Raw genomic sequence first — 15,387 nt, forward strand, 5'->3', positions numbered from 1 at the left:
ATGCCCTCCGCAGCCCTCTTTGATCTTCTCCCGGATTTCGGCACGCGCGTGCAACGCGCCAGCCAGCCGCAGGCCACCGCCGAGAATAAGCCCGAGGCGGCAGCACCGACGGCCGATATCGGCACGCTGATCGCCGAAGCCGTTGCCCAGGCGGAGGCGGCGCTCGGCGAACGGCTTGCTGCGGCCCATGAAGCGGCGCTGCAAGCGGAACGCCAGGCAAATGCCGAGGAAGCAAAGGCCTTTCTCGACAGTTTCGGCGGCGATGTCGGCAAGGCGGTCTCGTCGCGCATCGACGCCATGGAGGCGCGCGTGACGGATCTTGTCGCCGCCACGGTCGCCCGCATCATCGGCGGCGTTGTCAGCGACGATCTGCGGAAGCGCTCGCTCGAAGCGCTCGCCGGCGCGATCCGCGAAGCCGTTGGCGATGGCGAAGCGGTGCGCATTGCCGTTCGCGGGCCGCTCTCGCTGTTCGAAACGCTGAAGGCGTCGCTTGGGTCCCGCGCCGCAAATCTCGACTTCATCGAGGCGCCCGGCTTCGACCTGATGGTCACCATCGACGAGGCCGTGTTCGAAACGCGAATGGCCGAATGGTCGGTAACCCTGTCCGAGGTCCTGTCATGAGCGTCGCCGAAGCCGATCATGGCAGGCACGAGATCATCATCGTGCGGCGCGGCCATGACGACCACGACGAAGGTCATCATGGCGGCGTCTGGAAGATCGCCTTCGCCGATTTCATGACCGCGATGATGTGCTTCTTCCTGGTCATGTGGCTGATCAATGCCGCCAACGAACAGACCAAGACGGCCGTCGCCAGCTATTTCAACCCCGTCAAGCTGGTCGACCGCGAGTCGAGCCGCAAGGGCCTCAAGGATCTCGGCAATGGACCGCGCACGGCCGGGCCGACGGCCGAAGACCCGCAGGAAGCGACCACCAAGGCTGGACAGGACGGCACCGGCGCCGCGGGCTCGTCCAATCGCAAACAGGACAAGCAGGAGCCGCAGCAGTCGCAACAGTCCGACGAGCATCTTTTCGCCGACCCCTATGCGGTGCTTTCGGAGATCGCCACGGATACCGGCGTCATGCAGAATGTCAGCCAGAGGGGCGATGGCGGCGCGCAGAATTCCGGCCCGGCGACGGGCGCCTCGGGTGGCGCGTCCTACCGCGATCCTTTCGAGCCGGACTTCTGGTCGCAGCAGGTCGCCGCGCCCGGCGCCGAGGCGAGCGCCCAGCGCCCCAGGGTCGAGGGCGATCCGCTCAAGCCCGGCGACAAGGCTGCCGAGACACAGATCGCCAAGGTCAAGGCCGTGCCGCCGGCGCCGCCGATCAAGGATGCACCACTGGAGCCCCTGGCCGGGGATGGCAAGGACGCCGCGGCGGCAATGGCCAAGACTGCTGATGCCAAGGCCGGCGATACCAGGGCCGAGGCTGGAGACGGCAAGGCCGCGGACATGGCCAAGGCGGACACGGCCGCAGCGAAGCAGGAGGCCGCAAAATTCGAGACGGACAAGGCTCCGACCGCCGCCGCGCTGAAGGCCGCCGCCGACGTCAAGCAGCAGCTGGCCGATGCCTTCAAGCCCGGCGACAAGCTGCATGACGGCGTCTCGGTGGAAGCCACCGACAAGGGTGTCGTCATCTCCATCACCGATCAGCTCGACTTTGGCATGTTCGAGGTCGGCTCGGCGGTGCCGAGCCGCGAACTGGTGCTGGCGATGGAAAAGATCGGCCGCATCGTCAACGGCCAGAAAGGCACCATCAGCATCAACGGCCACACCGATGCGCGTCCCTTCCGCGGTGCCAACTACGACAATTGGCGGCTGTCGACGGCGCGCGCGCACTCGGCCTATTACATGCTCGTGCGTGGCGGCGTCGATGAACGCCGCATCACCGAGGTTGCCGGCTTCGCCGATCGCCAGCCCAAGGATGCCGCTGATCCGCTGTCGGCGGCCAACCGCCGCATCGAGATCCTGATGGCAACCGGCGGATGAAACGGGCGGCGCTCACCAGCCGCATGATAGGCCTGTTGCTGCTGGCCACGGCTTGTCCGTCTGCGGGCCTCGCCCAGGACACGCTGCAGCCTTATCAGCTGGTCCGCTCGTTGCAGCTCGTTCAGGACCGCATCGCGGCCGGCGATCATGCCGCGATGCCGATGCAGGCCAAGCTGCTCGAGATGACCGATGCGCGGTTGCGCGCGGCGGACGCCGAGGATTTCAAGGATCCCAAGAATTTTCGCGCGTTGCTGGTCTACGGCATGAGCGGCGGCAATCCGGTGACCCTCGAGGCGGCCGTATCGCGCGCCGCCTCCGATCCGCGGAACCTTGCCATGGCCAAAGGGGTGATCGACTATCTGAACGGCCGGCCAGGCGAGGCGATCGAAGCCCTGAGGCCGATCGACCCGATGACCCTGCCAGGCGACCTCGGCGCGTTCCTCGCTTTGGTCAAAGGCTCATTGCTTGCCACGGATCAGCCGGCGGCCGCACTCACGCTGCTCGATGAAGCCAAGCTGCTCAGCCCCGGCACTCTGGTCGAGGAAGCGGCCTTGCGGCGCTCGGTCGGCATTGCCGTGACGCAGGGCGACGCGGCGCGGTTCGCGCTTGCCTCCACCCAATATGTCGAGCGCTACCTCTATTCGCCTTACGCCAGCCAGTTCGCCGACTCCTTCGTTTCCGGCGTCATTGCACTGCATATGTCGATCAGCCAGGACAAGCTGGCCGACATCACCTCGATGATGGACCCCGAGCGCGAGAAGGTGATCTATCTGCGTATCGCTCGCCGCGCCGCGATTGACGGCATGAGTGACTTGTCGGCCTTCGCCTCGGCGCGGGCCGAACAGGGTCGCGACGGCAACACCAACCAGGGCGATCCGCGCGCCCTGCTCTATTCCAGCCTGTCCACGGTGACCTCCGATACGATCGAGGACGTGCGCACCAAACTTGGCAAGATCGACCGCAGCAAATTATCGGACGGCGACCGGGCCTTGCTCGACGCGGCCCAGGCCATCGCCGGCGAAGTGGTGGCGCCGCCTGCTTCTCTTCCGGTCGCAAATCCGGCGCCCGCGCCGGTCGTACCATCGCCCGAACCCGAAATTGCGGCTGCATCGACCACGGATGCCGCCGGATTGCCACCCGTCGAGGGTGCCGTGTCCGAGAAGCCGGCCGTGGCGCCCCAGGCGGCGGCGCCCGCTGCGCCGAACACATCCGCGCCGGCAACCGACCCGGCAATCGTTCTGCCGGCATCGGCCCCGGCGGTCGCGGCCGCCGCCGACACGACAGACCCGACCGACGCCGCCATGACGAAAACCCGTCGACAGCTAGACCTGATCGACCAGATGCTTGGAGCCGCCCCGAAATGACCCCCAGCCTCGGCCCGGCCCTGCCAGGATTTACCGCCGCGCGCACGGCCGAGCAGCCGGCCGCGTCCGGAAAGAAGGACGACACCGGGTTCGGAGGGATGGTGCACGGCGGCGCAAGCCCTGCCCATTCGGAGAAGCAGCCACCGGCCGGGCCAGGCTCCCGCGATCCGCGGTGGAGCAAGCTTGCCGCGGAGCTTGCGGCAAAGGCAGGCGAGGACGAGCCTAGGCCCGCCGGCAAGGCAAGGACCACGCCGAGCGGATCGTCTGCCGCGAAATCCATGAAGGACGGCAAGGACGCCGGGACGGACAAGGATGCCGATGCCGACGCGCCGGCCGCCGAATCGGGCGCGACGCCGCTCGACGAGCATCTAGCGCTGCTGATGGCGTTTCATGACCTACGCCATTTCTCGACATCGGCCAAAACGGCCGACCAGAGCGCGGCCGGAAGGGAACAGGACGCCGCGGTCGTTGGACAGCTTCCGCCGAAGGCCTATCGGCAGAAATCCGCCGCCGGACGTGACGGTCTCGAACCCATGGCCAAGCCCGAGCGGGTATCGCTGGTCGACGGACCGTTGACGAAACTCGATGGCCAGCTCATTCGTGATGCCGCCGGCACGCCCAAACATGACAGTATGGTCACGGCCGGCCCCTTGCCCGAGGCGCCTGCGGAGGTGCCGGGCGTGGAGACGAAGCAGGCGGCGCCGCAGTTGAAATCGATCGCCGATCTCCAGTCCGCGTTGCGGTCCGAGCCGGGAAAACAGCAGTCGGCGGCTGCACGCATCGACGTCGTTTCCGAGCGCAGCTTCCCCGCGCCGCCGCAGGCACCGATAAGCCAGGCAGCCCTGAACGTGATCGGCGCCATTTCAGCCGATGGCGGTCCGAACCAGGCGTTTTCCACGGCCTCCGCGACCGCTCAGCTGACAGGCTCTGTTGCCGTTCCGACACATGTGTTGAAGATCGAACTTCACCCGGCCGAACTGGGCATGGTGACGGCCCATCTTCGGCTCTCCGGAGAACAACTGTCGATTGAATTGAAGCCCGACACACACGATGCCTATCGCCGGCTTTCCAGTGACAGCGAGGCGATCGTCAAGTCGCTGCGCGGGCTGGGCTTCGAGGTTGACAAGGTCACCATCCTGCAACCTTCGGTGGCAATTCCCTCTACAACCCGCACGGATGCAACCGCCTCGATGAGCGCTGCACCCGGCCGCGATCCGTCATCCTTCCAGCCCGGAAATTCCGGCGGCGGCAACAGTGGAGCCGGCGGCCAGCAGTCAGGTCAGCAATCCGCAAGGGGTAATCATGATGAAGCGCAAGCACATGGCCGCGCCGCTTCGCCTTCTCGCGAGCGCGCTGGCGGCGGTGTTTTTATCTAGCCTCGCGAGCAGCGCAGGCGCCGCCACCAATCCTTGCGAACCCGAGATCCTGCGTGCCGCCGACCGCTATGGCGTGCCTGCCGGCATCCTCTATGCCGTCGGGTTGACGGAAACCGGAAACAAGGGCAGCCTTCAACCCAATGCCTTGAATATAGAGGGAAAAGCAGTCTTCCCGAGAAGCCGGGACGAAGCACTTGCCGCCTTCGCCAACGCCCAGCGCGAGGGCAAGACGCTGATCGATCTCGGCTGCATGCAGATCAACCATCACTACCATGCCTCGCATTTCCGCAGCGTCGAGGACATGCTCGACCCGCGCCAGAACGTCGACTACGCGGCACGCTTCCTGGCCAGCCTCCATGCCCGCCATGAGACCTGGTCCATGGCCGTCGCCCGCTATCATGCCGGACCCGACAACGACCCGGCGCAGAAGGTCTATGTCTGCAGGGTGATCGCCAACATGGTGGCCACCGGCTTCGGCAAATGGACCACGAACGCACGCGCCTTCTGCAACCCGTAAGCGCATTTTCCACTTCTAATACATCAGTCCCGTGGCTGCGAAGCGATCGATTCGACTTGGCCGAGACTTGGGCCCCAAGCATATCTGGCTGCACGCTAATGCAACCGATGCGATTCCGGACTCCCAAGAAACTAGTTACAAGAAATGACGGTTGTTCAGGATTCCCGCCAGCGGATACGCCTTTCCCCACGGGGCAAATGTGCTGATTCGGAGGCGGGGCCGATGATCGTTATCGTTGACGAGCGAGAGCTCGTGACAGAGGGCTACAATTCACTTTTCGACCGCGAGGGGATCGCCTGCGCCGGTTTCGCGCCGGGCGAGTTCGGCGAGTGGGTCAACTCGGCCGCCGACACCGATCTGCGATCGGTGCGGGCCTTCCTGATCGGCGACTGTCGCGACGGCGCGATCTCGCCGCGCCAGATCCGCGACCGCACCGGAGCTCCGGTCATTGCGCTCAGCGAGCAGCATTCGCTGGAAAACACGCTGCGGTTGTTCGAGAGCGGCGTCGATGACGTCATCCGCAAGCCGGTGCACATCCGCGAAATCCTGGCCCGCATCACCGCCATCCGCCGCCGCGCCAGCGAGGACGTCGCCTATACCGAGATCGGCGCCATGCGCATCTTCATGGACGGCCGCGATCCCGAGATCGACGGGCAGCCGCTGCCCTTGCCGCGCCGCGAGCGCCGTATCCTGGAATATCTGGCGAGCAACCGTGGCCGCCGCGTCACCAAGACCCAGGTGTTCAATGCCATTTACGGCATCTTCGACGAAGAGGTCGAAGAGAACGTGGTGGAAAGCCACATCAGCAAGTTGCGCAAGAAACTGCGCGAGAAGCTGGGCACCGACCCGATCGATTCCAAGCGCTTCCTCGGCTACCGGCTCGTGTTCTGATGCGGCACCGCGCCAGCCTCGCGCAAGACAGGACGCGTAGCCTCGAAGCCAGTGGCATGGATATTGCGGAGACATCTCGATGAGCCTCTACGGAATGATGCGGACCGGCGTTTCGGGCATGAACGCCCAGGCGAACCGCCTGTCGACGACAGCCGACAACATCGCCAACTCCGATACCACCGGCTACAAGCGGTCCTCGGCCGAATTTTCGACATTGATCATGCCGTCGACCGGTGGCGCCTATAATTCCGGTGGCGTCACCACCACGATCCGCCAGGCGGTCAGCGATCCGGGCGTGCTTCAATACACGACCTCGGTCTCCGACCTTGCCGTCAGCGGCGATGGTTTCTTCGTCGTCCAGGATCCAAGCGGCACGCCTTTCCTGACCCGCGCCGGCGCCTTCGTCCCCGACGCACAGGGCCGGCTGGTCAATGCCGCCGGTTTCCAATTGATGGCCTACAGCTACGCCAATGGCACGCCGGCGGCCACGGTGAACGGCTTCGAAGGTCTCGAGCCGGTTGTCATCTCCGACCAGGGACTGACCGCGACGCCGAGCACCCAAGGCAATTTCAGCGGCAATCTGCCGGCAGGTGCGACACCGGTCCCTGCCGGCAACCTGCCCAGCACGAACTCGGCGGGAGCGCAGTATACTTCGAAATCGTCGATGGTCGCCTATGACAATCTCGGCAACAAGAAGTTGCTCGACGTCTATTTCACCAACACCGGCGCAGGCACCTGGGAGGTGGCGGTCTTCGACCAGTCGAAGGCGACGGCCGGAACTGGCTTCCCCTACGCTGCCGGCGGCGCCCTGGGCACGGCCAACCTGACCTTCGATACCACCACCGGCAAGCTCACCGGCACCCCGACCGGCGTTTCATTCACCGTACCGGGCGGCGCCAGCCTTGCCCTCGACCTGTCGAAGCTGACCCAGCTCGGCACCGGCTTCACCGTCACCGACGCCCAGGTGAACGGCAACGCGCCGAGCACCATCGACAAGGTGCAGATCAGCAAGGACGGCACCATCTACGCCCAGTACAAGGATGGCACCTCCAAGCCGCTCTACAAAATTCCGCTGGCCGACGTGCAGAGCCCTGACCAGCTCAAGGCGCTGCCTGGCAATGTCTACGCGCAAGGCACCGACTCCGGTGCGATCCGTGTCGGCTTTGCCAACGAAGGCAAGGCCGGTTCTATCATCTCGGGCGCGCTCGAAAATTCCAACGTCGACATCGCGGAGGAATTGACCGACATGATCGCGGCCCAGCGCAGCTACACCGCCAATTCCAAAGTCTTCCAGACCGGTTCCGACCTGATGGACGTCCTTGTCAACCTGAAGAGATAAACCGGGCTTCGCCCGTGAAAGACCAGCATGTCGCTTTCCTCCGCACTGAGCATCGCCCAATCGGCGCTTCTGGCCACCTCGCGGCAGACAAGCGTCGTCACGCGCAACGTGGCAGACGCCGACAATCCGAACTATTCGCGCCGCATCGCGCTGGTCACCAGCACGACGCCCGGCGCGCGTTCGGTTGATGTCCAGCGTGCGGCCAACGACCTGCTGTTTCGCCAGAACCTCGGCGCTCTGTCCGCCTATGCCGGCCAGAGCGCGCTCTACAACGGCATGGATCAGCTCGACGTCTCGGTGAATGGCGTCGACAACGCCTCCTCGCCTTCGACAGCGATCGGCAATCTGCAGCAGGCGCTGCAGCTGTACGCCACCTCGCCGTCCAACCAGAATCTTGGCTCGAGCGTCATCGACGCGGCCAAACAGGTGGTGCGGTCCCTCAATGAAGGCTCCAAGGCCATTCAGGATTTTCGTACCCAAACCGACGGCCAGATCGATACCGCCGTCAAGGATCTCAACTCGCTGCTCAACCAGTTCCAGGATGCTAACACCGCGGTCATGTCCGGAACCCGTTCAGGCACCGACGTTTCCGATGCGCTCGACCAACGCGACGCATTGTTGAAGAAGATCGCCAATTACATTCCGGTGTCGACCTTCACGCGTGGCGACAACGACATGGTCATCACCACGGGTGACGGCACGACATTGTTCGAGACGATCCCACGCACCGTCAGCTTCGCTCCGTCTTCGGGCTATGCCGCGGGTGCGGCCGGCAACACGGTCTATATCGACAACGTACCGGTCTCGGCGGGCAGCGGCGGCAACACCACCGCCAGCGGCACCATTGCCGGCCTGCTGCAATTGCGCGACGGCGTTGCCTCGACCATGCAGAGCCAGCTCGACGAAACCGCGCGCGGCCTGATCACCGCCTTTGCCGAAACGGCACCGTCGATGCCCAATGCGGCGGGCCTGTTCACCTGGTCGGGCGCACCGGCGGTGCCAGCCGCGGGCACGCTCGTCGACGGCCTTGCTGGAACGATCAAGATCAATGCCGCGATGGATCCCAGCACCGGCGGCAACCCGACATTGCTGCGCGATGGGGGGGCCAATGGCGTCGCCTACGTCGCCAACACCACTGGCGGGGCTTCATACTCCAACCTTCTGGTCGCCTATGGCGACCAGCTCGACAAGCCGATGACGTTCGATCCCTTGGCCGGGATTTCGGCAACCTCCAGCGTTGCCGACTACGCCGCCAATTCGATCGGCTGGTTGCAGGGCGTTCGTCAGCAGGCCTCGACCGCCGCCGACGCCAAGGAAGCCCTGGCACAGCGCAGTGCCGATGCCTTGTCCAACGCAACGGGCGTCAATGTCGATCAGGAAATGTCGCTGATGCTCGATCTCGAGCACACCTATCAGGCATCCGCCCGGATGATGAAGACCATCGACGACATGATGACGGCGCTGTTGAGCGCGGTGGGATAAGCCATGACCTTTGTCTCCTCTGCTGCCCTTACGAATGCCATGCGCTATCAGCAGATGCGCATGCAGGCCGATCTCGTCAAAGCCACGAAAGAGTCCTCGACCGGCAAGGTCGCCGATGTCGGTCTGGCACTTGGTGGGCGTACCGCCCAGTCCGTCACCTTTTCGCGCGACCTCGACCGGCTCAACGTCGTTGTCGATTCCAACGGACTGGTGGCCGCCCGGCTCTCATCCACCCAGACCTCGCTCGGCCAGCTCTCCAGCGTCGCGCAGACTTTCCTGTCCAGCCTGACCACCGCGTCGTCGGGCGACAACTCCGACAGCCTGACCCAATCGACCGGCCAGACAACGATCCAGCAGCTTACGTCGATCCTCAACACCAGCGTCAACGGCGAATATCTGTTCGCTGGCACCAACACCGACGTCAAGCCGATCAACGATTTCACCGCCGCCGGCTCTCCCGCCAAGGCTGCCTTTGACGCCTCCTTCGTCGCCAAGTTCGGCTTCCCGCCCAGTGACCCGGCCGCGGCCAACATCACCGCGGCCCAGATGGACGATTTCATCACCAACAATGTCACGCCCCAGTTCCTCGGCGCGGGCTGGCAGACCAACATGTCGAATGCGACCGACCAGCAGATCGTCAGCCGCATCGCGCTCAACGAAACCACCGAGACCTCGACCGGGGCCAACAGCGACGGCATCAGGAAGCTCGCCATGGCGGCGGCCTTGGTCTCCAGCCTGATGTCCACCAACATCAGCCAGGCGGCGAAGGACACCATCATCGACCACTCGCAGAAATTGGTCGGCGAGGCGCTGAGCGGCATCGCGCAGGTCCAATCCCAGACCGGCATCGTGCAGAAGCGCGTCTCCGATGCCAGCGACCGCATGAAGACGCAGATCGACCTGTTCGAACGCCACATTCTGGATCTCGAGGCAGTCGATCCGGCGGAAGCGGCGACCCGCGTCGCCAATCTGACGCAGCATATCGAGACGTCTTTCGCCCTGACGGCGCGCCTGCAGCAGCTCAGCCTGTTGAATTACCTGACCTGACACCTCCAGCGGAACGGTAGAGCCACCGATGTACCAATTCTCCTACGCCGACGTTCAGAGCACCTCCGTCGCGGACGCCAAGGACCGCGAGCGGGACCTCCTGACCCGCTCGATCGACATGCTGTCGGCCGCCGCCGCGGCAGGCCAGCATTCGATGGAGGCGGTCGAGGCGCTGCATTTCACCAATCGCGTCTGGACAACCTTCGTCGAGGATCTCGGTTCCAGCGACAATGCACTCCCCAAGGAGTTGCGCGCCAACCTGATCTCCATCGGCCTGTGGCTGCTGCGGGAGGCCGAGGACATCCGCCAGGGCCGCACCGACAATTTCGAGGGGCTGATCGAAGTATCCCAGATCATCCGCGACGGCATTCAATGACCAACACGTTGAAGTTATCGCTGAAGCCCAATGAGAAGATCTACATCAATGGCGCGGTCATCCGCGTCGACCGCAAGGTCACCATCGAGCTGATGAACGACGTGCAGTTCCTGCTCGAGAGCCATGTGATCCAAGCAGACGATGCGTCGACGCCATTGCGGCAGCTCTATTTCATCGTGCAGGTCATGCTGATAAACCCCGCTGGTGCCGACGAAGCGCGCGAGATGTTCCGCCGCTCGCTGCCACTGCTCATTGCAAGTTTCGAAGACGCCGAGATCGGCAGCGCGCTGAAACAGGTCGACCGCATGGTCGGCGAGGATCACATCTACGAGGCCTTGAAGGCGATCCGTTCGCTTTATCCTCTCGAACGCCGCGCGCTTGGCGGCAATGACGATGTTCCGGGCGCCGCGCGCCCGCTGGCCGTGGGAGCACGATACTGATGACCGTGGACATGACGACGACGGTGCCGGTTGGCGCCAACCAGACCACCACGCCGACCTCGAAGACGGCGGTCGACTATCAGTCCTTCCTGAAGCTTCTGATCGCGGAGATGAAGAACCAGGATCCGACCAAACCGATGGATTCGACGGCGTATGTCGCCCAGCTCGCCACCTTCTCCCAGGTCGAGCAATCGGTGCAGACCAACACCAAGCTCGACCAGATCATGCAGTCCTCGGCGCTGTCGCAGGCCGACGCTCTCATAGGCCGCAACATCACCTCGGCCGATGGCAAGACAACGGGCACGGTGGCGTCGGTTACGCTTGGCAGCAACGGACTGATCGCGGTGTTGCAGGATGGCACCACGGTCCCTGTCGGCGCGGGCGTGTCGATCAAGCCGGCGAGCTAGGCCAACCGCCGACATGAATGAGGCCGACGCACTCGACATCGTCCAGTATGCGGTGTGGACGGTGCTGACCGCATCCGCTCCGGTGGTGCTGGTCGCCATGGCGGTCGGCATTGGCATTGCCTTGATCCAGGCGTTGACGCAGGTCCAGGAAATCACCTTGACCTTCGTTCCCAAGATCGTCGCCATCATGCTGGTGGTGGCGCTTACGGGTCCCTTCATCGGCGGCCAGATATCGGCCTTCACCAATGTCATCTTCGAGCGCATCCAGAACGGTTTCTGAGCGATTTCCAGCAAGGGTGCTCGACGGACTTCCATCCAGACTTGCGCCAGATGGAGCACGGCTTGCAGGCGATGGCGCTGCGGCTAGAGTGCCGTTCCATGATCCGGCAAATTGTCGGCCTGACATGACGGTATTGTCTCGATGACGTCTCGCACACCCTTGAACCAGCCCGGCACGCCATGTGCGGCATAGCCGGCGTTTGGCGCAAACGCGATCCGATCGCCGGAGGTGACATTGCCGACGTCGCCCGCATGATGCAGGCGCTGGTCCATCGTGGGCCAGACGATCATGCCAGTTGGAACGACAGCCGCCTGGCGTTCGGTCACCGCCGGCTCTCAATCATCGATCTGTCGGCGCAGGCACGCGAGCCGATGCTCACCGCCTGTGGCCAGGGCGTGCTGGTCTACAATGGCGAGGTCTACAACTATCGCTCGCTGCGGGACACGCTGCGGGCTGAAGGCAAACGGTTCCGGACAGCCTCTGATACCGAAGTGGTTCTCGAAGCGCTGCACCATTGGGGGCCGGACCAAGCCATCCCGATGTTCGACGGCATGTTCGCCATCGCCTATTTCGACGCCCGTGCCGACGCCCTGTGGCTCGCGCGCGACCGTCTCGGCATAAAGCCTATGTCGGTGGCCGAGACGGGTGAGCGGATCCTGTTCGCCTCCGAGGATAAGGCGATCCTGGCCTGCGATGGCGTCGCCCGGACCATCGATGCGCGCGAGATGACGTTGCGCCTCGCTTGGCAAAGCCGTGATTCCTGTTCCAGCCTGTTTCAGGGCATAGAGCGGCTGCCGCCGGCAGCTCTATGGAAGATCAGCGATGCGGGCGTCGAGAAGCGCTGTTTCTGGCATGTCCTCGACGTGCTCGATGCCGCCCGCATCGTTGGCGATACCGCCACCGACGCGGAGCACATGGCAACGCTGGAGGCGCTGATCGAAGACAGTGTCGGGCTCCATTGCATCGCCGACACCAGCCTGGCCGCTGCCTGCAGCGGCGGCGTCGATTCCGGCCTCGTCACCACGCTGGCCAAACGCTTCAGGCCGGAGATAGCGGCCTATGTGGTCGACCCCCGCATTGGCCACAGCGAGGCGGATGACGCGCAGCGTACCGCCAGCCACGCTCATGTGCCACTGAACAGGGTGCCTATCGACAAGGACCGGTTCCTCGACCTGTGGCCGAAGACCATCTGGCATCTGGAAAGCGACGGTTGGCATGCAAGCCACGTCTGCCTGCTCGCGCTGGCCGAGCAATGCCGGGCCGATGGCGTCAAGGTGCTGCTGACCGGCGAAGGCGCCGACGAACTCTTTGGCGGCTACGACTGGCAGGAAGCCAGCCTGAAATTGTGGCGGCCATGGTCCTGGCCGGGTCGGCTGTTTCGGTCCAGGCACAAGCTCGCTCGCAGATTCGAGCGCCAGCGCCATGCCCCCTTCCGGACCGCGATCGGCTTTGCCCATGGCTGGGATCGCAACGCCGTGCTCAGGGCACTTTCGCCGGAATTGAATTTCCTTCAGGCAAGGATCTTCGACCGGCTGGAGCCAGTGACGCCGCTTGGCGACCGTGCCTTCCTGGGATGCTGCCTTCACGACATGTATTCGCATCTGCAGGATCTGCTGAACCGGCATGACCGCCTCAGCATGGCGGCCTCTGTAGAACTCAGGGTGCCATTCCTCGAGAACCGGCTGATCGACTTCGCGATCCATCTGCCTCGGCGGCACAAATACCGCCAGAAGCAGGGAAAGTGGCTTTTGAAGAAAGTAGCGGAAAAACACATTCCGGTTCAGAATGTAAAGGCCAGGAAGAACGGCTTCCAGGTATCCGCGAACTTTACCACCGGCACCGAGACCCTGTTGAATGGTGGCCTTCTGCGCGATGCGATGAAGTGGCCGGCATCTTCGGTCGCGGATCTGGTCGACCTGGCCAGGCGCGACCAGCCGTCAAGGCTTCGGCTGGTGGGAATGGAGCTTTTCCTTCGTCTCCATGCCGGCGGCCAGTCCGCCGGCCAACTAAGCGAAGCGTTGCATGCGGCCGTGGGCGAGGCGTGCTGAAACGGCAGGCTGGATGCCAAAGGGGCGGCGTGGCCCTTCGCTATCCCCTTGTTGGACCATGATCTTCCCTGCAAGGCATTCGCCCTTTGCGCCGCGATGCCATAGTTTCGGCAAATCATGCGGGGAAACGGATTCCCGCAAGGATCAGCGCGCCGTGGCAGGAACCCATCCATGATTGACGAGAAGCCGGATAGCGAAAGCGTCTCGGCGCTGGCGCCGTTCCGGCATGGCATCTTCCGGGCCGTATGGGGCGCGAGCCTCGTCTCGAATTTCGGCGGCTTGATCCAGGGCGTCGGCGCCGCCTGGATGATGACCACCATCGCCACCTCGCCCTACCAGGTCGCCCTGGTCCAGGCCTCGACCACCTTGCCAATCATGCTGTTCGCGCTTGTCGCCGGCGCCATCGCCGACAGCTTCGACCGCCGCAAGGTGATGCTGGTCGCCCAGACTTTCATGCTGGTCGTTTCGGTGCTTTTGACCGCGTTCACCTATTTGGACCTGATCACGCCGTGGACGCTGCTGGCCTTTACCTTCCTGATCGACAGCGGCACGGCACTCAACAGCCCGTCATGGCAGGCCTCCGTCGGCGACATCGTTCCTCGCAACAAGGTGCCTGCCGCCGTGGCGCTGAATTCCATGGGCTTCAACCTGACACGCAGCGTCGGCCCGGCAATCGGTGGCATCATCGTCGCGGCCGCCGGCGCGGCCGCGGCCTTCGCGGCGAACGCGGTGAGCTATGTCGGGCTTATCGTCGTGCTCGCACGCTGGAAGCCGGATCTGCCGGCCTCGACCTTGCCGCGCGAGTCATTGGGGGCCGCCATGGGCGCCGGCCTGCGCTACGTCGCCATGTCGCCCAATATCGGCAAGGTGCTGGTCAGGGGCGCCGCCTTTGGCTTCAGCGCCGGCGCGGTGCTGGCGCTGCTGCCGCTGGTGGCGCGCGACGTCGTCAAGGGCGATGCGCTGACCTACGGCATCATGCTGGGCGCCTTCGGCATCGGCGCCGTCGGCGGGGCGCTGATCAGCGTGCGGCTGCGGCAGCTGCTCTCCAGCGAGACGATGGTGCGCTGTGCATTCGCCGGCTTTGCGGCCTGCGCCTTCAACGCCGCCGTCAGCCAGCATGCCTGGCAGACCTCGCTCGGCCTGCTGGTCGGCGGTGCCTGCTGGGTGATCGCGCTCTCGCATTTCAACGTCACCGTGCAGATGGCGACACCGCGCTGGGTGGTCGGCCGGGTTCTGTCGGTCTACCAGACCGCAACCTTCGGCGGCATAGCACTGGGCAGCTGGATCTGGGGTGTCGTCGCCGACGCGCATGGCGCCGAGACGGCGCTGATCGCCGCGGCCATCGCCATGCTGGCCGGCGGCGCCATCGGCCTCGTGCTGCCGCTGCCGCAACAGCAGGTGCTCAACCTCGACCCGCTCAACCGCTTCAAGGAGCCGCACCTGGCACTCGACCTGAAGCCGCGCAGCGGTCCGATCGCCATTATGATCGAATACATCATCCGGCACGAGGACGAGGCGGAATTCCTCGCCACCATGGCCGAGCGCGGCCGCATCCGCCGCCGCGACGGCGCCCGCAACTGGACACTGGCGCGCGATCTCGAAAATCCGGCGATCTGGATCGAGCATTACCACACGCCGACCTGGCTCGAATATGTCAGGCATAACGGTCGCATCACCCAAGCCGACGCCATGGTCGGCGAACGCTTGCGGGCGCTGCACTCGGGCAACGAGCCGCCGCGCGTGCGCCGCGTCATCGAGCGCCCGACGACCGCCGGCACCGCGTTGGTGATGGCCAAGGGGCCGATCGAGCACTGACGAATTCGAAGGTTCGCGGC

The 15,387-nt window shown here is 64.5% G+C and carries 15 protein-coding genes; all 15 read left to right on the top strand.

What is annotated here, in order from left to right:
* The 15 genes from LB516_RS21765 to LB516_RS21835 all read left to right on the top strand — a co-directional run bounded on the left by LB516_RS21765 (window position 1) and on the right by LB516_RS21835 (window position 15,367).
* On the top strand, window positions 1-621 hold the full coding sequence (locus LB516_RS21765) for a hypothetical protein (RefSeq protein ID WP_224720346.1): 621 nt from the start codon (window positions 1-3) through the stop codon (window positions 619-621).
* Window positions 618-1,985 carry a MotB family protein gene (locus tag LB516_RS21770; RefSeq protein WP_224720347.1) on the top strand — a complete coding sequence of 456 codons (1,368 nt, stop codon included), beginning with the start codon at window positions 618-620 and terminating at the stop codon, window positions 1,983-1,985. The genes LB516_RS21765 and LB516_RS21770 overlap by 4 nt, the downstream gene beginning before the upstream one ends.
* Entirely contained in the window at window positions 1,982-3,349 is a 1,368-nt protein-coding gene (locus LB516_RS21775; RefSeq protein WP_224720348.1) for a chemotaxis protein MotC, read from the top strand. Before LB516_RS21770 ends, LB516_RS21775 begins: the two co-directional genes overlap by 4 nt.
* Window positions 3,346-4,725: a flagellar hook-length control protein FliK gene (locus LB516_RS21780; RefSeq protein WP_224720349.1), complete on the top strand. Its 1,380-nt coding sequence runs from the start codon at window positions 3,346-3,348 to the stop codon at window positions 4,723-4,725. The genes LB516_RS21775 and LB516_RS21780 overlap by 4 nt, the downstream gene beginning before the upstream one ends.
* Window positions 4,655-5,242 (top strand): transglycosylase SLT domain-containing protein, encoded by a 588-nt coding sequence (locus LB516_RS21785; protein WP_181171169.1) that lies wholly within the window; start codon window positions 4,655-4,657, stop codon window positions 5,240-5,242. The genes LB516_RS21780 and LB516_RS21785 overlap by 71 nt, the downstream gene beginning before the upstream one ends.
* A 222-nt stretch (window positions 5,243-5,464) precedes the next feature.
* Window positions 5,465-6,133, top strand: a complete 669-nt coding sequence (locus tag LB516_RS21790) for a response regulator transcription factor (RefSeq protein ID WP_015315897.1) — start codon at window positions 5,465-5,467, stop codon at window positions 6,131-6,133.
* Window positions 6,134-6,212: 79 nt separating this feature from the next.
* The gene (locus LB516_RS21795) at window positions 6,213-7,472 is read left to right on the top strand and encodes a flagellar hook protein FlgE (RefSeq protein ID WP_224720350.1); all 1,260 of its coding nucleotides are present in this window, start codon (window positions 6,213-6,215) and stop codon (window positions 7,470-7,472) included.
* Between the two features lie 27 nt (window positions 7,473-7,499).
* Window positions 7,500-8,954 carry a flagellar hook-associated protein FlgK gene (gene flgK, locus LB516_RS21800; protein ID WP_015315895.1) on the top strand — a complete coding sequence of 485 codons (1,455 nt, stop codon included), beginning with the start codon at window positions 7,500-7,502 and terminating at the stop codon, window positions 8,952-8,954.
* Window positions 8,955-8,957: 3 nt separating this feature from the next.
* A complete protein-coding gene (locus LB516_RS21805; protein ID WP_224720351.1) occupies window positions 8,958-10,001 on the top strand; it encodes a flagellar hook-associated family protein in 1,044 nt (347 codons plus the stop codon).
* 28 nt (window positions 10,002-10,029) lie between these two features.
* Window positions 10,030-10,377 (top strand): flagellar biosynthesis regulator FlaF, encoded by a 348-nt coding sequence (flaF, locus tag LB516_RS21810; protein WP_015315893.1) that lies wholly within the window; start codon window positions 10,030-10,032, stop codon window positions 10,375-10,377.
* Complete coding sequence (gene flbT / locus LB516_RS21815) at window positions 10,374-10,817, top strand: flagellar biosynthesis repressor FlbT (protein WP_015315892.1); 444 nt, start codon at window positions 10,374-10,376, stop codon at window positions 10,815-10,817. Before flaF ends, flbT begins: the two co-directional genes overlap by 4 nt.
* Window positions 10,817-11,224 (top strand): flagellar hook assembly protein FlgD, encoded by a 408-nt coding sequence (gene flgD, locus LB516_RS21820; RefSeq protein WP_015315891.1) that lies wholly within the window; start codon window positions 10,817-10,819, stop codon window positions 11,222-11,224. Before flbT ends, flgD begins: the two co-directional genes overlap by 1 nt.
* A 13-nt stretch (window positions 11,225-11,237) precedes the next feature.
* A complete protein-coding gene (fliQ, locus tag LB516_RS21825) occupies window positions 11,238-11,504 on the top strand; it encodes a flagellar biosynthesis protein FliQ (protein ID WP_013893193.1) in 267 nt (88 codons plus the stop codon).
* Window positions 11,505-11,683: 179 nt separating this feature from the next.
* Entirely contained in the window at window positions 11,684-13,552 is a 1,869-nt protein-coding gene (asnB, locus tag LB516_RS21830; RefSeq protein ID WP_224720352.1) for an asparagine synthase (glutamine-hydrolyzing), read from the top strand.
* 171 nt (window positions 13,553-13,723) lie between these two features.
* Window positions 13,724-15,367 (top strand): MFS transporter, encoded by a 1,644-nt coding sequence (locus LB516_RS21835; RefSeq protein WP_140619434.1) that lies wholly within the window; start codon window positions 13,724-13,726, stop codon window positions 15,365-15,367.
* Window positions 15,368-15,387: the final 20 nt, after the last annotated feature.

The organism is Mesorhizobium sp. CO1-1-7 (assembly GCF_020164885.1).
Classification (GTDB): Bacteria; Pseudomonadota; Alphaproteobacteria; order Rhizobiales; family Rhizobiaceae; genus Mesorhizobium; species Mesorhizobium australicum.